Here is an 18,888-nt window from a genome sequence, read left to right on the forward strand (position 1 = left end):
TTACAACGGCTTTGTAACGAACAGGCCATCTTCGTGGCCTTCTTCCGACCCACCGTAGACCTGTTCGGCCACGGTGCGGATCGAGCTGCCGCGGGCAGCGAGAATCTGGTCCATTGCGCCGGCGAACCAGCCGGTGAACATGTAGTCGACCTTGCGGCCAACCTTGCCGTACACGTACACGAACGCCGAATGCTTGAGCTTGACGCTGCAGGTGCCTTTGTCCAGGTCGATGTCCTGGATCTCGAACAGGCCCCAGCCACGCTGGCTCAGGCGCTTCATGTAGTGCTCGAACACCGCCACGCCTTCCAGGCCATGGCACTCGGCTTCTTTTTCACACCAGTGCCAGGCGGACTTGTAGCCGGCCTTGTAGAGGATCTCGGCATAGGCGTCGGCGCCCAGCACTTCCTCGATGCCGATGTGGTTGTTGACGAAGAAATGGCGCGGCACGTACAGCATCGGCAAGGCGTCGCTGGTCCAGACACCGGTCTCGCTGTCGACTTCGATTGGCAATTGCGGGGCGATCTTGGCCATGGAAACTCAACTCCATACAAATTTTTATGTGGGTGCCCCGGCGTTGCTGGCAGGGGCTATCAGGCTTGGAGAGCGGCTTACTCGCCCCAGACGTCCTTGAGGACGTTGACCCAGTTCTCGCCCATGATCTTGCGCACCACACGCTCGGAGTGGCCGCGCTTGAGCAAGGTTTCGGTGAGGTTGGGGAATTCGCCCACGGTGCGGATGCCCAGCGGGTTGATGATCTTGCCGAAGTTGGTCAGGCGACGGGCGTAGCCCTTGTCGTGGGTCAGGTACTCGAAGAAGTCCTGGCCATGGCCCTGGGTGAAGTCGGTGCCGATACCGATGGCGTCTTCACCGACGATGTTCATGGTGTACTCGATGGCTTCGGCGTAGTCGTCGATGGTCGAGTCGATGCCTTTGGCCAGGAACGGCGCGAACATGGTCACGCCGACGAAGCCGCCGTGGTCGGCGATGAATTTCAGCTCTGCGTCCGACTTGTTGCGCGGGTGCTCTTTAAGGCCCGACGGCAGGCAGTGGGAGTAGCAGACCGGTTTTTTCGATTCGAGGATGACCTCTTCGGAGGTCTTGGAGCCGACATGGGACAGGTCGCACATGATGCCGACGCGGTTCATTTCCGCCACGATCTCGCGGCCGAAGCCCGACAGCCCGCCGTCACGCTCGTAGCAGCCGGTGCCCACCAGGTTCTGGGTGTTGTAGCACATCTGCACGATGCCCACGCCCAGCTGCTTGAACACGTCCACATAGGCGATCTGGTCTTCGAACGCATGGGCGTTCTGGAAGCCGAAGAGGATGCCGGTCTTGCCCAGTTCCTTGGCCTTGCGGATGTCGGCGGTGGTACGCACCGGCATCACCAGGTCGCTGTTGTCGCGGATCAGCTTCTGGCTGGCGGCGATCTGGTCGACGGTTGCCTTGAAGCCTTCCCAGACCGACACCGTGCAGTTGGCCGCAGTCAGCCCGCCTTTGCGCATGTCCTCGAACAGCTCGCGGTTCCATTTGGCAATGATCAGGCCGTCGATGACGATGCTGTCGGCGTGAAGTTCGGCTGGGCTCATCAGGCTGTCCCCTTTTATTGAATGGTTGGCGCCAAACCTTGTGTCGGCGCTTTGGGGCCAGCATATGCCTGTGCCCAAAGGCGCCCCGATGCAAAAACGACAGGGGGTTTGCCGAAAGCGTCAATGCGGGACAACACGCCCTCTGGCACGCCGTCTGGCGATGAGAGGCAGTCGCGTTAACGACCTTTCGGGCTGCTTTATGAACATTTGGACAGGTGGCTACCCACGCGCCTTCGTCTGAGCGAGAATCCCTGCGATTCGTCAGCCTGTTGAGGAGAAAAGGGATGAAATCATTGGCATGGCTGGCGCTGCTGGCCGTCGTATCGGGCGCCCAGGCCGGCGAGGAAGAAAGCACCCCGTGCGACAACGTCGACACCGACCAGCAGACCTACGCCTGCGCTGCGTTCAACAAGCAGACGGCCGAGCGGGAGCTGAAGTCGGCTTACGATGACTTGATCCAGCGCATTCGCGATCAATATGCCGACGAAGGCGACCAGGCCACTGCCCTGATCGGGCGCATGGACGCGGCAGAGAAGCTGTGGACGCAACTGCGCGATGCTGATTGCAAGGTCGAGACCTATGCCGAGAAGCAGGGGAGCAAGGCATTCCAGGCAGCCTGGGATACCTGCGTGGCCCAGCGCAGTGATGACCGGTCGGAGTATTTGCAGTCCATCGGCCAGCAGTGAAATACCTGTTTCCTGCGCAGGCCCTATCGCCGGCAAGCCAGCTCCCATAGGTACCCCACGGCACTCAAAGCCTGTGCAATACCTGTGGGAGCTGGCTTGCCGGCGATAGGGCCAGTGCAGGAGGAAATCAAACTGCCCTGGCCATCCTGTCCTCCCGCGGGCAACGCTGGTACCGCGCCCGGTAACAGCGGGTAAAGTACGAAGCCGACTCGAACCCGCAAGCCACCCCCACCTCCAGCACACTCATGTCGGTCTGGCGCAACAACTGCCGCGCCTTGTCCAGCCGCAGTCGCAAATAGAACCCACTGGGTGTGTCGTCCAGGTGCACACGAAACAGCCGTTCCAGCTGGCGCCGGGTCACCTGCACCGCTTCAGCCAGCACCTGGGTATTGAGCGGCTGTTCGGTGTTGCGCTCCATTTCGCCAATCACCTTCACCAGTTTCTTGTTACTGATGCCATAGCGGCTGGCAATCTGCATGCGCTGGTGGTCCTGTCGCTGGCGGATACGCCCGAGCACGAATTGCTCCGACACCTGCACCGCCAGTTCGCTGCCATGGGCCTGTGCAATAAGGTCGAGCATCAGGTCGATCGACGCCGTACCGCCAGCGCAGGTGATGCGCCGCCGGTCGATCTCGAACAACTCCTGGGTCGCCTGCAGGCTCGGGTAGTTTTCCTTGAACGCTTCCAGCGCCTCCCAGTGCACGGTGGCGCGATGGCCGTCGAGCAGGCCGGCCTCGGCCAGTACCACTGCACCCGTGTCGATGCCGCCGAGTATCACCCCTTCATGATCCAGGCGGCGTAGCACCTGTTGCAGCGCCGGGCCATAACAGGCCAAGGGATCGAAACCGGCCACGATCAGCAGGATGCCGGCAGGCTCGCCCGCGGCCAGCGCCGCATCGGCGTTTACCGACATGCCGTTGCTGGCCTGCACCGCACCGCCATCCAGGCTCAATACCTGCCAACGGTAGGACGGCCCCTTGAACCGATTGGCTACCCGCAGCGGCTCCAGGGCACTGATGAAGCCCATGGCCGAGAACCCGGGCAACAGCAGAAACTGAATGTTTTGCAGCATTGCATGCTCCACGGCAAAGGTGGTCGCCTCCGTGCAAGTGTTGGTCGCCAGGGTGCGATTTTTCACCCTGCGTGCAGCGTAGCGTGTTCACACGGCCCAGAGAGACCGAACCCCATAACAATATGCACTGCCGATGGAGAGCCACCATGCACAGCTTGATCCGCCGCAGCCTGTTGACCCTTGCCCTGAGCAGCATCGCCACTTCCCCGCTTTACGCCGCCGAACCTGCGGCCTGCAAGAACGTCCGCCTGGGCGTGGTCAACTGGACCGACGTCATCGCCACTAGCGCCATGGCGCAGGTGCTGCTCGACGGCCTGGGCTACCAGACCAAACAGACCAGCGCCTCGCAGCAGATCATCTTTGCCGGCATCCGCGACAAGCGCCTGGATATGTTCCTGGGTTACTGGAACCCGATCATGACCCAGACCATCACCCCGTTCATCGATGCCCAGCAGGTAAAGGTGCTGGAAAAGCCCAGCCTGGAAGATGCCCGGGCGACCCTGGCAGTGCCGAAGTACCTGTATGACAAAGGCCTGAAGACCTTCGCCGACATCCACAAGTTCGAGAAGGAGCTGGGCGGCAAGATCTACGGCATCGAGCCCGGCTCCGGCGCCAACACCCAGATCAAGGCGATGATCACCAAGAACCAGTTCGGCCTGGGCAAGTTCCAGCTGGTCGAGTCCAGCGAGGCCGGCATGCTTGCTGCCGTCGACCGCGCCGTGCGGCGCAAGGAGGCCGTGGTGTTCTTCGGCTGGGCGCCGCACCCGATGAACGTGAACATCGACATGGCCTACCTGGGCGAGAGCCAGGACGCCCTGGGCCCGGACGAAGGCCGCGCAACGGTGTGGACGGTGACTGCCCCGGATTACGCCGAACGCTGCCCCAACGCCCACCGCCTGCTGGCCAACCTGAACTTCAGCGCCGAGGACGAGAGCCGCATGATGCAGCCGCTGCTCGACCACAAGGATGCGCTGGAATCGGCCCGCCAGTGGCTCAAGGACCACCCCGATGACAAGGCGCGCTGGCTTGAGGGCGTGACCACCTTCGATGGCAAGCCGGCTGCGGACAACCTCAAGCTTACTGCCAACTGATCCGGCCCTTTCGCGGGCACGCCCGCTCCCACAGGTTCTCCCTACGCCCAGGGTTCACGCGAACCCTGTGGGAGCTGGCTTGCCGGCGATAGGGCCAGCACCGACAACACAAGGAACCCCGCCATGAACCACGACGTCATCATCACCTGCGCCCTCACCGGCGCCGGCGACACCGCCTCGAAAAGCCACCTGGTCCCGGTCACCCCCAAGCAGATCGCCGAAGCCGCCGTCGAAGCTGCCAAAGCCGGCGCCACGGTGGTCCACTGCCACGTTCGCGACCCGCAAACCGGCCGTTTCAGCCGCGACGTAAACCTCTACCGCGAAGTCATGGAACGCATCCGTGAAGCCGACGTGGACATCATCGTCAACCTCACTGCCGGCATGGGCGGCGACCTGGAAATCGGCCCGGGTGAAACGCCGCTGGAGTTCGGCCCGGGCACCGACCTGATCGGCCCGCTGGAGCGCCTGGCCCATGTCGAAGCGCTGTTGCCGGAAATCTGCACACTCGATTGCGGCACCCTCAACTTCGGCGACGGCAACTCGATCTACGTGTCCACCCCGGCCCAACTGCGCGCCGGCGCCAAACGCATCACCGAACTGGGCGTGAAAGCCGAACTGGAAATCTTCGACACCGGCCACCTGTGGTTCGCCAAGCAAATGATCAAGGAAGGCCTGCTCGAAGACCCGCTGTTCCAGCTGTGCCTGGGCATCCCTTGGGGCGCACCGGCCGACACCACCACCATGAAGGCGATGGTCGACAACCTGCCGGCCAACGTCACCTGGGCGGGCTTTGGCATCGGCCGCATGCAGATGCCGATGGCCGCACAAGCGGTGTTACTCGGCGGCAACGTGAGGGTCGGCCTGGAAGACAACCTGTACCTGGACCGCGGCGTGCTGGCCAGCAACGGCCAGTTGGTCGAACGCGCGAGCGAGATCATCACCCGCATGGGTGGCCGCATCCTGTCCCCGGCAGAAGGCCGGGAAAAAATGAATCTCAAGCGCCGCTGACACTTCAGGAGACTGATATGCCCTTCATCACTGAGATCAAGACCTTCGCCGCTTTGGGTAGCGGCGTAATCGGCAGCGGCTGGGTTGCCCGCGCCCTCGCCCACGGCTTGGACGTGGTCGCCTGGGACCCGGCCCCCGGTGCCGAGCAAGCACTGCGCAAGCGCATCGCCAACGCTTGGCCGGCACTAGAAAAACAAGGCCTGACCCAAGGTGCCTCCCAAAACCGGCTGAAGTTCGTCAGCACCATCGAGGAATGCGTGCGCGATGCCGATTTCATCCAGGAAAGCGCACCGGAGCGGCTGGACCTCAAGCTCGACCTGCACGCAAAAATCAGCGCCGCCGCCAAGCCCGATGCCATCATCGGTTCCAGCACTTCAGGCCTGCTGCCCAGCGAATTCTATGAGTCGTCGACTCACCCAGAACGCTGCGTTGTCGGCCACCCGTTCAATCCGGTGTACCTGCTGCCGCTGGTCGAGATTGTCGGCGGTAGCCGCACCTCACCCGAGGCCATTGAAGCTGCCAAAACCATCTACACCGCACTCGGCATGCGCCCGCTGCATGTGCGCAAGGAAGTGCCAGGCTTCATCGCCGACCGCCTGCTCGAAGCGCTCTGGCGCGAGGCCTTGCACCTGGTCAACGACGGCGTTGCCACCACGGGCGAAATCGACGACGCGATTCGCTTCGGCGCAGGCTTGCGCTGGTCGTTCATGGGCACGTTCCTTACCTACACCCTGGCCGGTGGCGATGCTGGCATGCGCCACTTCATGTCACAGTTCGGCCCTGCCCTGAAGCTGCCCTGGACCTACCTGCCAGCACCGGAACTGACCGACAAGCTGATCGGCGATGTGGTGAACGGTACCTCTGAGCAACAGGGCGAGCGCAGTATCGCTGCACTGGAGCGCTACCGTGACGACACCCTGCTGGCGGTACTGGAAGCGGTGAAAACCAGCAAGGCCAGCCACGGAATGTCGTTTGGCGATTAAGGAGACCAAGATGCCCGCTCTGATCACTTACCGCACCACGGTCCAGGAGGACTGGGTCGATTACAACGGCCACCTGCGGGATGCCTTCTACCTGCTGATCTTCAGCTACGCGACCGATGCCCTGATGGAGCGCATTGGCCTGGACGCCGACAGCCGCGGGCAAAGCGGTAATTCACTGTTCACGCTGGAGGCGCATATCAATTATCTGCACGAGGTGAAGCTGGGCACCGAGGTGTGGGTGCAGACGCATATCATCGGCTTTGATCGCAAGCGTCTTCACGTGTATCACAGCCTGCACCGGGCAGGGTTCGACGAGGTCCTGGCGGCGAGCGAGCAGATGTTATTGCACGTGGACCTGGCGGGGCCGCAGTCAGCACCTTTTGGGCACACGACTGTTTGCCAATTGAATCACTTGGTAAAGCAACAGGAGGGGACGCTGGCGCCGCGATACCTGGGGCGTACCCTACAACTTCCCTCTTGAATGACCATGGAGTTGGCGCCAAGGTGTATATAAAGACCAAGCACCTTGGCGCCCTCGCCAGATACGATCAGGCCCTAGGTTTACTCATAGGACACTCTGTATACTGGCCCGATTAGTCTTCTCGTGAATTCGAACCCCTCGGGCTTACCACCACCCGAATGTACGCTAGTTATTTCAAAGTCCCCAGAAAAATTGCCTGCCTTATAACAACTGTGTACCCAATAGAGGATATTGGAGAAACACAGCTTTCTCGGCGTGGAACCACTGTAAAAGTCTTTTACCACGACTTGTACGGGATCGACATCATTATCCTTGCATTCGGTATACCATGAGAGCAGGGCTTGTTCACCCGGGTTCAAATCAATGAAGCAACCCCGGTTCGCCCCGTACAACCACAAACGAACAGGATGAGCAGGGTCCGGATAAAAATTGGCAACAGTGTCACGATTTTCATTGAAAGCCCGCGCCACATCATTTTTATCTACCGTACCCATAGGAACCCCTTGATACTGCAAACGCGGGTTTGAATGGTAGGGAATGGCGCCATGCGACGTTCGCATCTGAGTATGGAAATTTGGCGCTGTACGCTGGTAGCCATAGGCGTAAAGGGGTAGAGACCCAACTGGAGCCTCGTCCTTATGATCGGCCCCCATGTTATGTCCTAATTCGTGTCCTAACGCAGCAAAGCAACTAATGGCCGAAAAAGCCCTGTACACGGTAGCGTTAACGTTCGCTATGCCACAGTAAACGCTAAACGTCGAAAGCATTGATACCAGATCGGCGCGCCCCTTTTCACGTTCAATATGAATTTTAGCCCCCAAGGGTTTACCAGCTGCCATATCACCGATCTGAGTTTCGGGCGTTTTGCCTGTTTCATCGTAGTCAGAATCGTAAATATCAGACAGCTCGTACACGGCATCGACTTTGCTATTTATAAAGTATTGATTGGCGTTCTGTAACGCCTGCGCCAATTCGATCTTGTAATTCGGAAACATGGCCCTCGACTGCTGGGTTGTAACGAATAGCACCCTAATAGTGCTTTTTGGCGACTGAGATGTGTTGAGTGATTTGGTTTTGGCCTGAGCTTGCACAGGAACTGGAATCGGCGCTGCTTCTGGTGGTAGTTTTGATTCATCAACCTTGACCAAGACTTGCTGGCCTTTGCCAACCGCCGTTAACCGGTAGAGCTGCCCATCCACCCGGATATCCCCAACGACCAGGTTACCGTCGCTCACCAATGAAACCCAGTTGAGCGGATCCATATCGACTTCCGCCGGTGAGGGGTAAAGTTGTCTACGGTTGGAAGGCATATCGCCAACCCACCCTAGCATTCCTGGAGCAACACTATCGCTTCTTGATAACTTGAAACTCACCGTTCTGCCGTCAGTCAGAGGCATTGAGAGCATCGTCGTATCTTTCGATACAAGCCCAGGCTTGACCTGCACTTCTTTAACTTCAGCTTCTTCTGACCAATTCAACAAAAGCTTCAAATACTTGTCAGTACTAGATTGCCTCTCGAGGGCGGCGCGGTTCTGGTCTGGCTTGATCTGAAACAGCGTATCCGCCGAACTTTCGAGATGGTTTGTAGGGTCCGAAGCTGTGCATCCTCCAAAAAGAAACACAGCACCTAGCAAGCAGAATTTCAATTGTTTCCGGTTCATGTTCATGCTCCAGATATCGGAGCCTCACTTGAGCATGGGCATCGATTCCCAACAACTGACATAAATAACAGTTGCAAAAAAACCCCGGAAAGCCGTGAGCTACCGGGGCCAAGAGCGAGCAACATCCACTGTGCGTGAGCGAGGGTGACCAAACCCTCGGGTACCGTGAATGGCTTCAGTGTGCGGGCTTGCCGGGCGGGGGATTTAGCCGTAAACGACCTGTTCTTAGCCAAAGCAGCCATGGCGACATTCTGTTCTTGCGAGGCTGTCGCGCACGTCACAGAATCGGTCGTAAATCACAGCAGCACTCTCTTAGCGATAAAAGGGACAACAGCCATGATGCATGCGGATTTGATTGATCAGGACGACCTCGCCGGCCATTTGCGCGCGCGCGGTTTCGATATTCCGGCCGGGGCCAGTGCCGAACAGGCGTGTGAAGCGGTGGTGCGGGGGCTGACCGAGCCCAATGCGCGGGCGCTGAAGGGGATGGTGGAGCAGATGTACACCGGTAGTGCGACGATCCTGCCTGCTGTGCGCCAGGCCATCGACAAGCAGCTGTTGCCGGCGCTGGCGAGTTTCAACAAGCGGGCCTGATTCTTTTTCCTGTACTGGCCCTCTCGCCTGCAAGCCAGCTCCCACAGTGACTACACACAGCTCGAGGCCTGTGCAGTACCTGTGGGAGCGGGCGTGCCCGCGAAGAGGCCGACTCGGTATCAGAGCCTTACGCTGGCAAAGGTCGACTCGTTGCGCGCCTGGCTCAGTGCCGCCATCGGCCCGCTGTGTGGCGACAGGGTCATGGCCTGCGGAATCGGCATCATCGCTACCTGCTGCGCGGTGTTGGAACCCACACGCTCGTCACGCGGCGGAATGCCGAAGTACTCGCGGTAGCACTTGGAGAAGTGCGGCGTGGACACAAAACCACACACCGACGCCACTTCGATGATCGACATCGGTGTCTGCTTCAGCAGCTGCCGCGCACGGATCAGGCGCAATTTCAGGTAGTAGCGCGATGGCGAGCAGTGCAGGTACTTCTGGAACAGCCGCTCAAGCTGGCGTCGCGACACTGCCACGTACACCGCCAGTTCGTCCAGGTCGATCGGCTCTTCGAGGTTGGCCTCCATCAGCGCGACGATTTCCTGCAACTTCGGCTGGTTGGTACCGAGCATGTGCTTGAGCGGCACGCGCTGGTGGTCCTGCTCGTTGCGGATGCGCTCATAGACGAACATCTCGGAGATGGCCGCCGACAGCTCGCGGCCATGGTCGCGGCTGATCAGGTGCAACATCATGTCCAGCGGCGCAGTGCCGCCGGAGCTGGTGAAGCGGTTACGGTCGAGGGTGAACAGGCGGGTGCTCATGTTCACCCGTGGGTAGGCTTCCTGCATGGCCGCCAGGCACTCCCAGTGCACACTGCAATCGAAACCGTCGAGCAGCCCGGCACAGGCCAGGGCCCAGCTGCCGGTGCACACCGCGCCAAGGCGGCGCGACTGGCGGGCCTGGGCCTGCAGCCAGGTGACATGCTCACGGGTAACAGTGCGCTGGATGCCCACGCCGCCGCAGACGATCACGGTATCGATGGGCGGCGCGCTGTGCATGGCGGCATCGGGGGTGATCTGCAGGCCGTCGCTGGCCCAGACCTGGCCGCCGTCGACCGTCAGGGTGTGCCAGCGGTACAGCTCGCGGCCGGACAGCTGGTTGGCCATGCGCAGCGGCTCGACGGCCGATGCCAGGGAAATCAGGGTGAAATTGTCCAGTAGAAGAAACCCGATGGACTGGGGTGCTGTGCGGTTCTGGGTTGGGGTCCCGGAGGTGTACGACGTCATCGCGATTTCTCCTCACACAAATGCAGGGTGTGCCTCAGGCGGGCACTGATTTCTTGTTATGACCCCTCGGTCATTTTCCGGGGGTAGGTTGCCAATCTCAACGCAAACGCCGTGCCTGAAATTGAACGGCTATCCAAAAAAACCTGAAAACGACACCTTTATCAGGCAAATCAGGGGCTTCGGCCGAGTTGGCAGATAGTCGCAAAACAGGCGTGCTAGGCGCCGTGCGTGTAACGGCTGAGCAATTTGGTGACACGTGCAGCGCAAGTTGCCCAGAAACGACACTCTTGAGTGTCACCGACAATGCCCGCACTGATAGCGACACCCGACGATCGGTAGGCGCCGGGCGCACCATAAGGAGGCATTTGTGGTTATGTTGCACCTGCATCAACCTTCAAAGGCCCCTTCGCGGGTGAACCCGCGAAGGGGGCCAGCAAACCTGGTAAAGATCAGCACTCGATAGCGCTGACCGCCAGGCCACCGCGTGAGGTCTCTTTGTACTTGTCGTGCATGTCGGCCCCGGTATCGCGCATGGTGCGGATCACCTGGTCGAGGGAAATGAAGTGCTCGCCGTCACCGCGCAGCGCCATTTGCACCGCGTTGATAGCTTTTACCGCAGCAATCGCGTTGCGCTCGATGCATGGCACCTGCACCAGCCCGCCGACCGGGTCGCAGGTCAGGCCAAGGTTGTGTTCCAAGGCAATCTCGGCGGCGTTCTCTACCTGTGGCGGGGTGGCACCGAGCACTTCGGCAAGGCCCGCTGCGGCCATGGCGCAGGCCGAGCCGACTTCCCCCTGGCAACCCACTTCAGCCCCAGAGATCGAGGCGTTCTTCTTGCACAGGATGCCCACGGCAGCCGCAGCCAGGAAGTAATCGACAATGCTGGACTCGTTCACCTCATCGCTGAAGCGCATGTAGTAGTGCAGCACCGCCGGGATGATGCCGGCCGCGCCATTGGTGGGTGCGGTAACCATGCGCCCACCGGCGGCGTTCTCTTCGTTGACGGCCAGGGCGAACAGGTTGACCCATTCCATGGCGCTCATGGTCGAGCCGATCACGTTGGGCTTGCCGATCTCTTGCAGGCTACGGTGCAGCTTGGCAGCGCGGCGGCGCACGTTCAGCCCGCCGGGCAGCGTGCCTTCGTATTTAAGGCCGTTGTTGACGCATTCCTGCATGGCTTCCCAGAGCTTGTGCAGGCCGGCGCGGATCTCTTCCTCGCTGCGCCAGACCTTCTCGTTGGCCATCATCAATTGCGACACGCTGAGGTCGTTTTGCTTGCACAGGCGCAGCAGTTCGGCGGCGCTGTTGAAGTCGTACGGCAGCACCGTCTGGTCGGCATCCAGCACACCGCTGGCGGCCTGGGCGGCATCGACCACAAAGCCGCCACCCACCGAGTAGTAGGTGTCGCGGTGCAACTCGCCCTGCTCGCCCTCGGCAACCAGGGTCATGGCGTTGGGGTGGTACGGCAGGTTTTCGTCCAGCAGCAGCATGTCGCGGGCCCAGACGAATTCTATGGGCAGGCGGCTGTCCAGCTGCAGGGTGTTGGTTTCGCGCAGGTCGGCAATGCGCGGCACGATCTGGGTCGGGTCAATGGCGTCAGGCCACTCGCCCATCAAGCCCATGATGGTGGCGTTGTCGGTGCCGTGACCGATACCGGTGGCCGACAGCGAGCCATACAGGCGCACCTCGATCCGTTTCACACGTTCCAGCTCGCCGCGTTCGCGAAGGCCCTGAACAAACAGGGCGCCAGCACGCATGGGGCCGACGGTGTGGGAGCTGGAAGGCCCGACACCGATCTTGAACAGGTCGAACACGCTGATGGCCATTGTCGAATCACCTCTTGCTGGGCTTGTCTCTGCGCGCCATGCGCAGGGCGGGGCAACTGCTAGGCTCAAACAGCGGGCCGCCTTGAATGCCAGCATCATCGGGCTTTTACCGCACCCCTCGCCGTCTGCAACCGACGTACTTTTGTCCAGCCGCGCCGCGCTGTTTTTACTCAAGGAGCGGCCCTCACCACGCCGCTTTCCGGCGGCCTGGTGACGCAAAAATGCGGCCGAGGGGGTGGATAAACCCATAAGCGACATCGCCCTTACTGGATGCGACCCGTTCCGTACTGGATACGACCCTACCAGTAGGCGATTGCCCGGCGCTGGAGGATTATCGAAAGCGACTCGTAAAGCACGGCCACGCATCCTGCCCTCTGCAGGCCTGGTCGACCGGACCCTCAGAAAGCCCGGCGACCCACGCGAACCCGAAGACAATATCTCAGGAGTCCATCCATGAAAGGTTCACCCTCGCTGTTGCTGGTTGCGTTGCTGTCCACGCCCTTGCTGGCCCAGGCCGCCGAACCCGAGCAGTGTCAGACGGTACGTTTCTCCGACGTCGGCTGGACCGACATCACAGTCACGACCGCGACCACCAGCGTTGTGCTCGAAGCCCTGGGTTACAAAACCCACACCACCATGATCTCGGTACCCGTGACCTACAAGTCGCTGGCCGCCGGCAAGGACCTGGACGTGTTTCTCGGCAACTGGATGCCGACCATGGAGAACGACATCAAGCAGTACCGCGACGCTGGCACCGTGGAAACGGTGCGCGCCAACCTGGAAAACGCCAAGTACACCTTGGCCGTGCCTCAGGCGCTGTACGACAAGGGCCTGAAAGATTTCGCCGACATTCCCAAGTTCAAGAAGGAACTGGACGGCAAGATCTACGGCATCGAGCCCGGCAACGATGGCAACCGCACCATCCAGAGCATGATCGACAAGAACGCCTTCGGCCTGAAGGACGCCGGTTTCAAGATTGTGCAATCGAGCGAGGCCGGCATGCTGTCGCAGGTCGACCGCGCGCAAAAACGCGGCGAGGCCCTGGTGTTCCTGGGCTGGGAACCGCACCCGATGAACACCCGCTTCAAGATGCAGTACCTGACCGGCGGGGACGATTTCTTCGGGCCCGATTTCGGCAAGGCGACCGTATTGACCAATACCCGCAAGGGCTACGCGCAGGAATGCAGCAACGTTGGCCAACTGCTCAAGAACCTGTCGTTCGAGCTCAAGGATGAAAGCACCATGATGGGCTATGTCCTGGACGACAAGATGAAACCCGAAGCAGCCGCCAAGAAGTGGCTTAAAGACAACCCCGGCAAGCTGGACACCTGGCTTGCCGGCGTTACCACTGTTGATGGCAAACCCGGCCTTGAGGCGGCCAAGGCCAAGCTGGCGCAATAACGCACCACGCAATAGCGCTACCTCGGGGCAGGACCGTGCCTGCCCCGGGTTGATTTCAATCTATGCAGGTGGAAGCTCGCTATCATGCTTATCGATCAGAAAATACCCCTGGGCCAGTACATCGCGTCGTTCGTCGAGTGGCTGACCCAGAACGGCGCAAATTACTTCGACGCCATCGCGCAAGGCCTGGAATTCATGATCCATGGGGTCACCAGTGCCCTGACCTGGTTCAACCCGTTCGTCCTCATCGCCCTGTTCGCCGGCCTGGCGCACCTGATCCAGCGCAAGTGGGGGCTGACCGCGTTCGTTGCCCTGTCATTCCTGCTGATCTTCAACCTGGGTTACTGGCAGGAAACCATGGAAACCCTGGCGCAGGTGACCTTCGCCACGGTGGTGTGCGTGGTGATTGGCGTGCCGCTGGGCATCCTGGCTGCGCACAAACCAATGTTCTATACCGCCATGCGCCCGGTACTCGACCTGATGCAGACGGTGCCCACCTTCGTCTACCTGATCCCTACCCTGACCCTGTTCGGCCTGGGTGTGGTACCGGGGCTGATCTCTACCGTGGTCTTCGCCATTGCGGCGCCAATCCGCCTCACCTACCTGGGCATCTGCGACGTCCCGCAGGAGCTGATGGACGCTGGCAAGGCCTTTGGCTGCTCGCGTCGCCAATTGCTTACCCGTATCGAACTGCCGCATGCGATGCCCAGCATCGCCGCCGGCGTCACCCAGTGCATCATGCTGTCGCTGTCGATGGTAGTAATCGCCGCCCTGGTGGGCGCTGACGGCCTGGGCAAACCTGTGGTCAACGCACTGAACACCGCCGATATCTCCCTGGGCTTCGAAGCGGGCCTGGCGATCGTGCTGCTGGCAATCATGCTCGACCGTATCTGCAAGCAACCGGAACTGCCGGTAAGGGGTGAGGCATGAGCATCATTCGTTTCGAAGACGTCGACGTCATTTTCTCCAACAAGCCGCGCGAGGCGCTGTCGCTGCTGGACCAGGGCAAGACCCGCGAACAGATCCTCAAGCAGACCGGCCTGGTGGTCGGCGTCGAAAAGGCCAACCTTGATATCAACAAGGGTGAGATCTGCGTGCTGATGGGCTTGTCCGGCTCGGGCAAATCGAGCCTGCTGCGCTGCATCAACGGCCTCAACACCGTCAGCCGCGGCAAGCTGTTTGTCGAGCACGAAGGCAAGCACATCGACATTGCCCACTGCAGCCCGGCCGAGCTGAAAATGATGCGCACCAAGCGCATTGCCATGGTGTTCCAGAAGTTTGCCCTGATGCCCTGGCTGACGGTGCGCGAGAACATCAGCTTTGGCCTGGAAATGCAGGGCCGCCCGGAAAAGGAACGGCGCAAGCTGGTGGACGAGAAGCTTGAGCTGGTGGGCCTGACCCAGTGGCGCAACAAGAAGCCGGACGAGCTGTCTGGCGGCATGCAGCAGCGCGTGGGCCTAGCCCGGGCGCTGGCGATGGATGCCGACATCCTGCTGATGGACGAACCGTTCTCGGCCCTCGACCCGCTGATCCGCCAGGGCCTGCAAGACGAGCTGCTGGGCCTGCAGGCCAAGCTGAGCAAGACCATCGTGTTCGTCAGCCACGACCTGGACGAGGCACTGAAGCTGGGTACCCGCATTGCGATCATGAAGGACGGGCGGATCATCCAGTACAGCAAGCCGGAGGAAATCGTGCTAAACCCGGCCGACGAGTATGTGCGTACCTTCGTCGCCCACACCAACCCGCTGAACGTGCTGTGCGGCCGCAGCCTGATGCGTAGCCTGGACAACTGCAAGCGGGTCAATGGCTCGGTGTGCCTGGACCCGGGAATCGATTCGTGGCTGGACCTGGGCGAAGGTGGCGCGCTCAAGCGTGCACGCCAGGGCCAGAACGGGCTGGACATGCAGAACTGGGCACCGGGGCAGGATGTGGAGCTGCTGGAGCGCAGGCCGACCGTGGTGCACGCCGACATCGGCATGCGTGAGGCGCTGCAGATTCGTTATCAGACCGGCAACAAGCTGGTGTTGCAGGATAACGACAGGGTGGTGGGGATTCTTGGGGATACCGAGCTTTATCACGCGTTGCTCGGCAAGAACCACGGGTGATGCCCCGGGGCCCGCTTTGCGGGCCATTCGCAGCACAAGGCTGCTCCTACAGGGGAATGCGTATCCCTGTAGGAGCAGCCTTGTGCTGCGAATGGAGGGCAAAGCCCTCCCGGCAATCTGTCAGCGAACGACGATACCGCGCGAAGCCATGTAGGCCTTGGCCTCCGGCACCGTGTACTCGCCAAAGTGGAAGATACTGGCCGCCAGCACCGCGCTGGCATGCCCTTCCAGAATGCCGTCAGCCAGGTGCTGCAGGTTACCCACACCCCCCGAGGCAATCACCGGAATGCCCAGCGCATCACTGATGGCGCGGGTAACACCCAGGTCGAAGCCGTTCTTCATGCCGTCCTGGTCCATGCTGGTCAGCAGGATCTCGCCAGCGCCCAGGCCCTCCATCTTCTTCGCCCACTCGACGGCATCCAGCCCGGTCGGCTTGCGCCCGCCGTGGGTGAAGATTTCCCAGCGTGGCGTTTCACCTGGCCCGGACACCTTCTTGGCATCGATGGCGACAACGATGCACTGCGAACCGAAACGGTCCGCCGCCTCGCCCACAAACTCCGGGTTGAACACCGCAGCCGTATTGATCGAAACCTTGTCGGCACCGGCATTGAGCAGGTTGCGGATGTCCTGCACGGTGCGCACGCCACCGCCCACGGTCAGCGGGATGAACACCTGGCTGGCCATGCGCTCGACGGTATGCAGGGTGGTGTCGCGGCCATCGACGCTGGCGGTGATGTCGAGGAAGGTGATTTCGTCGGCCCCCTGCTCGTTGTAGCGACGGGCAATTTCCACCGGGTCGCCGGCATCACGGATGTTCTCGAACTTGACGCCCTTGACCACCCGGCCGTTGTCCACGTCCAGGCAAGGGATGATGCGCTTGGCCAGTGCCATGGTTCAGTCCTCAGCCTTGGTAGTTGTCGCAGAAGGCCTGGGCCTCGGCGACATCGAGGGTGCCTTCGTAGATGGCACGGCCGGTGATGGCGCCAATGATGCCGGGGGCCTTGGCGTCCAGCAGGGCCTTGATGTCGCCCAGGTTGTGGATGCCGCCCGAGGCGATCACCGGAATGCGGGTGGCTTCAGCCAGTGCCTTGGTGAAAGGTACATTGCAGCCCTGCATCATGCCGTCCTTGGCGATGTCGGTGTAGACGATCGCCGAGACGCCATCGGCCTCGAAACGCTTGGCCAGGTCGATGACCTGCACGGTGCTCACTTCGGCCCAGCCGTCGGTGGCGACGAAGCCGTCCTTGGCATCCAGGCCAACGATGACCTTGCCGGGGAAGGCCTTGCACGCTTCGGCGACGAACTCTGGCTGCTTGACCGCCTTGGTGCCGATGATCACGTAGCTGACGCCAGCCTTGACGTAGTGCTCGATGGTTTCCAGCGAACGGATGCCACCGCCGATCTGGATCGGCAGGGTCGGGTAGCGCTTGGCAATGGCGGTAACCACTTCACCGTTGACCGGCTGGCCTTCGAAGGCACCGTTGAGGTCGACCAGGTGCAGGCGGCGGCAGCCACCCTCGACCCACTTGGCGGCCATGCTCACCGGGTCGTCGGAAAATACCGTGGAGTCTTCCATGCGGCCCTGGCGCAGGCGCACGCAAGCACCGTCCTTCAGATCGATAGCGGGGATAATCAGCATCTTGGGAACCTGTCTGTTCTTAGGGTTTCAGGGCTTTTCGAGCGCCCACAGATCGCTTTCGATGCTCTCGAACCGCTCCTTGAGGTGCAGCTGAACATCGGCAATCGCCCTGTTGTAGTAAAGGGGTGCAATTTCTTTGCTGAACAGCTCAAGCACCTCGGCCACCTCGAACGACCCCAGCTCCAGCTCGAAACGGTCTTCGAGGAAGCGCTTGAGCGTGTCGAGCGCATCGCGCTCCTGCTCGGGGGCCAGTGTGATGACCGGGGCCTTGGCTTTCGACCTGCTCATTTACCAGCGCCCGTCCCAGGCGACGAAGTTCTGCAGCAACTGCAGGCCATGGGTATGGCTCTTCTCCGGGTGGAACTGCACGGCAAAGCGCGAGCCGTCCGCCAGCGCAGCGGCGAAATCGACGCCGTAGTGGCCGCGGCCGACTACCTGGCCCGGCTTGCCGGCATTGATGTAATAGCTGTGCACGAAGTAGAAACACGCCTGGTCGGGGATGTCGTGCCACAGCGGGTGGTGGATGGTCTGGCTGACTTCGTTCCACCCCATGTGCGGCACCTTCAGGTGCTCGCCGTCTTCTTGCAGATCTTTGCCGAAGAAGCGCACCTGGCCCGGGAACATGCCGATGCAGTCGACACCGGCGTTTTCCTCGCTGTGTTCAAGCAGCGCCTGCATGCCCACGCAAATACCGAGGAACGGGCGGTCCTGGCTGACTTCGCGCACCAGGCTGTCGAAGCCCAGGCGGCGGATTTCGGCCATGCAATCGCGGATCGCACCTACGCCCGGAAATACCACGCGGTCGGCTTCACGAATGACTGCGGCATCGCTGGTGACCAGCACTTTACCGGCACCAACGTGCTCAAGCGCCTTGGCCACCGAGTGCAGGTTGCCCATGCCATAGTCGATTACGGCTACCGTCTGCATTTACAGGCACCCTTTGGTCGACGGCATCTGCCCGGCCATGCGCTCGTCGAGGGTGACAGCCATGCGCAGCGCGCGGCCGAATGCCTTGAACACGGTTTCGATCTGGTGGTGGGTGTTGTGGCCACGCAGGTTGTCGATGTGCAGGGTTACCAGCGCGTGGTTGACGAAGCCCTGGAAGAACTCCTGGAACAGGTCGACATCGAAGCCGCCAACACTGGCACGGGTATACGGCACATGCATCTGCAGGCCGGGGCGGCCGGAGAAGTCGATGACTACACGCGACAGCGCTTCGTCCAGCGGCACGTAGGCGTGGCCGTAGCGGAAGATACCTTTCTTGTCACCGATGGCCTGGGCGAATGCCATGCCCAGGGTGATGCCAACGTCCTCGACGGTATGGTGATCGTCGATATGCGTGTCCCCCTTGCACTCGATATCCAGATCGATCAGGCCATGGCGGGCGATCTGGTCCAGCATGTGTTCAAGAAAAGGCACGCCGATATCGAATCGGGCCTTGCCACTGCCATCGAGGTTGATCGAGCACTTGACCTGGGTTTCCAGGGTATTGCGCTCGACGGAAGCCTTACGTTCGACCATCACCAGCT

Annotated in this window: 20 protein-coding genes; 9 read left to right on the forward strand and 11 right to left on the reverse strand. The window is 61.0% G+C overall.

Going from position 1 to position 18,888, the window contains the following annotated elements:
* Together SB765_RS18580 and SB765_RS18585 are read right to left on the reverse strand one after the other, a co-directional pair.
* Positions 1-531 carry a DUF5943 domain-containing protein gene (locus SB765_RS18580; RefSeq protein ID WP_016497619.1) on the reverse strand — a complete coding sequence of 177 codons (531 nt, stop codon included), beginning with the start codon at positions 529-531 and terminating at the stop codon, positions 1-3.
* 77 nt (positions 532-608) lie between these two features.
* Complete coding sequence (locus tag SB765_RS18585; protein ID WP_009682902.1) at positions 609-1,586, reverse strand: dipeptidase; 978 nt, start codon at positions 1,584-1,586, stop codon at positions 609-611.
* 284 nt (positions 1,587-1,870) lie between these two features.
* Between SB765_RS18585 and SB765_RS18590 the strand changes: the two genes are divergently transcribed.
* Positions 1,871-2,272 carry a lysozyme inhibitor LprI family protein gene (locus SB765_RS18590; protein WP_306381436.1) on the forward strand — a complete coding sequence of 134 codons (402 nt, stop codon included), beginning with the start codon at positions 1,871-1,873 and terminating at the stop codon, positions 2,270-2,272.
* Between the two features lie 127 nt (positions 2,273-2,399).
* Here the strand turns inward: SB765_RS18590 and SB765_RS18595 are convergent, their stop codons facing one another.
* Positions 2,400-3,344, reverse strand: coding sequence for a GlxA family transcriptional regulator (locus SB765_RS18595; RefSeq protein ID WP_410931723.1), 945 nt, complete (start codon positions 3,342-3,344; stop codon positions 2,400-2,402).
* A gap of 146 nt (positions 3,345-3,490) precedes the next feature.
* On the opposite strand from SB765_RS18595, the gene choX reads away from it, so the two are divergent.
* The 4 genes from choX (at position 3,491) to SB765_RS18615 (ending at position 6,907) form a co-directional block, all read left to right on the forward strand.
* Positions 3,491-4,435: a choline ABC transporter substrate-binding protein gene (gene choX / locus SB765_RS18600; RefSeq protein WP_016497615.1), complete on the forward strand. Its 945-nt coding sequence runs from the start codon at positions 3,491-3,493 to the stop codon at positions 4,433-4,435.
* 123 nt (positions 4,436-4,558) lie between these two features.
* Positions 4,559-5,443, forward strand: a complete 885-nt coding sequence (locus SB765_RS18605) for a 3-keto-5-aminohexanoate cleavage protein (RefSeq protein ID WP_132842916.1) — start codon at positions 4,559-4,561, stop codon at positions 5,441-5,443.
* 17 nt (positions 5,444-5,460) lie between these two features.
* Positions 5,461-6,426 carry an L-carnitine dehydrogenase gene (locus tag SB765_RS18610; RefSeq protein WP_410931724.1) on the forward strand — a complete coding sequence of 322 codons (966 nt, stop codon included), beginning with the start codon at positions 5,461-5,463 and terminating at the stop codon, positions 6,424-6,426.
* 10 nt (positions 6,427-6,436) lie between these two features.
* Positions 6,437-6,907: a thioesterase family protein gene (locus tag SB765_RS18615; RefSeq protein WP_341797335.1), complete on the forward strand. Its 471-nt coding sequence runs from the start codon at positions 6,437-6,439 to the stop codon at positions 6,905-6,907.
* 80 nt (positions 6,908-6,987) lie between these two features.
* Here SB765_RS18615 and SB765_RS18620 read toward each other — a convergent pair whose 3' ends face one another.
* Complete coding sequence (locus SB765_RS18620) at positions 6,988-8,568, reverse strand: zinc-dependent metalloprotease family protein (RefSeq protein WP_410931725.1); 1,581 nt, start codon at positions 8,566-8,568, stop codon at positions 6,988-6,990.
* Between the two features lie 336 nt (positions 8,569-8,904).
* Here SB765_RS18620 and SB765_RS18625 point away from each other — a divergent pair, with 336 nt between their 5' ends.
* Positions 8,905-9,162, forward strand: coding sequence for a hypothetical protein (locus tag SB765_RS18625; RefSeq protein WP_016497608.1), 258 nt, complete (start codon positions 8,905-8,907; stop codon positions 9,160-9,162).
* Positions 9,163-9,281: 119 nt separating this feature from the next.
* Here the strand turns inward: SB765_RS18625 and SB765_RS18630 are convergent, their stop codons facing one another.
* Positions 9,282-10,388: a GlxA family transcriptional regulator gene (locus SB765_RS18630; protein WP_016497607.1), complete on the reverse strand. Its 1,107-nt coding sequence runs from the start codon at positions 10,386-10,388 to the stop codon at positions 9,282-9,284.
* 449 nt (positions 10,389-10,837) lie between these two features.
* Positions 10,838-12,214: an L-serine ammonia-lyase gene (locus SB765_RS18635; protein WP_259139819.1), complete on the reverse strand. Its 1,377-nt coding sequence runs from the start codon at positions 12,212-12,214 to the stop codon at positions 10,838-10,840.
* Between the two features lie 453 nt (positions 12,215-12,667).
* Here SB765_RS18635 and SB765_RS18640 point away from each other — a divergent pair, with 453 nt between their 5' ends.
* From SB765_RS18640 to choV, 3 genes are all read left to right on the forward strand, one after another.
* Positions 12,668-13,615 carry a choline ABC transporter substrate-binding protein gene (locus SB765_RS18640; protein WP_341797332.1) on the forward strand — a complete coding sequence of 316 codons (948 nt, stop codon included), beginning with the start codon at positions 12,668-12,670 and terminating at the stop codon, positions 13,613-13,615.
* Positions 13,616-13,696: 81 nt separating this feature from the next.
* Positions 13,697-14,545 (forward strand): choline ABC transporter permease subunit, encoded by an 849-nt coding sequence (gene choW / locus SB765_RS18645; RefSeq protein WP_169725175.1) that lies wholly within the window; start codon positions 13,697-13,699, stop codon positions 14,543-14,545.
* A complete protein-coding gene (choV, locus tag SB765_RS18650) occupies positions 14,542-15,720 on the forward strand; it encodes a choline ABC transporter ATP-binding protein (protein ID WP_012270095.1) in 1,179 nt (392 codons plus the stop codon). The genes choW and choV overlap by 4 nt, the downstream gene beginning before the upstream one ends.
* 120 nt (positions 15,721-15,840) lie before the next feature.
* Here choV and hisF read toward each other — a convergent pair whose 3' ends face one another.
* From hisF to hisB, 5 genes are read right to left on the reverse strand one after another with little or no spacing between them, the layout of a single operon-like run.
* Positions 15,841-16,611 (reverse strand): imidazole glycerol phosphate synthase subunit HisF, encoded by a 771-nt coding sequence (hisF, locus tag SB765_RS18655; protein WP_008091498.1) that lies wholly within the window; start codon positions 16,609-16,611, stop codon positions 15,841-15,843.
* Between the two features lie 10 nt (positions 16,612-16,621).
* A complete protein-coding gene (gene hisA, locus SB765_RS18660) occupies positions 16,622-17,359 on the reverse strand; it encodes a 1-(5-phosphoribosyl)-5-[(5-phosphoribosylamino)methylideneamino]imidazole-4-carboxamide isomerase (protein ID WP_016484508.1) in 738 nt (245 codons plus the stop codon).
* A 27-nt stretch (positions 17,360-17,386) separates the two neighbouring features.
* Positions 17,387-17,647, reverse strand: coding sequence for a DUF2164 domain-containing protein (locus SB765_RS18665; RefSeq protein ID WP_043203968.1), 261 nt, complete (start codon positions 17,645-17,647; stop codon positions 17,387-17,389).
* Positions 17,648-18,286 (reverse strand): imidazole glycerol phosphate synthase subunit HisH, encoded by a 639-nt coding sequence (gene hisH / locus SB765_RS18670; protein WP_410931726.1) that lies wholly within the window; start codon positions 18,284-18,286, stop codon positions 17,648-17,650.
* The gene (gene hisB, locus SB765_RS18675; protein ID WP_009682881.1) at positions 18,287-18,880 is read right to left on the reverse strand and encodes an imidazoleglycerol-phosphate dehydratase HisB; all 594 of its coding nucleotides are present in this window, start codon (positions 18,878-18,880) and stop codon (positions 18,287-18,289) included. It abuts the gene before it with no gap.
* Between the last annotated feature and the right edge of the window lie 8 nt (positions 18,881-18,888).

Origin of the sequence: Pseudomonas sp. SIMBA_067 (assembly GCF_046534675.1) — a bacterium.
Lineage (GTDB): Bacteria > Pseudomonadota > Gammaproteobacteria > Pseudomonadales > Pseudomonadaceae > Aquipseudomonas > Aquipseudomonas putida.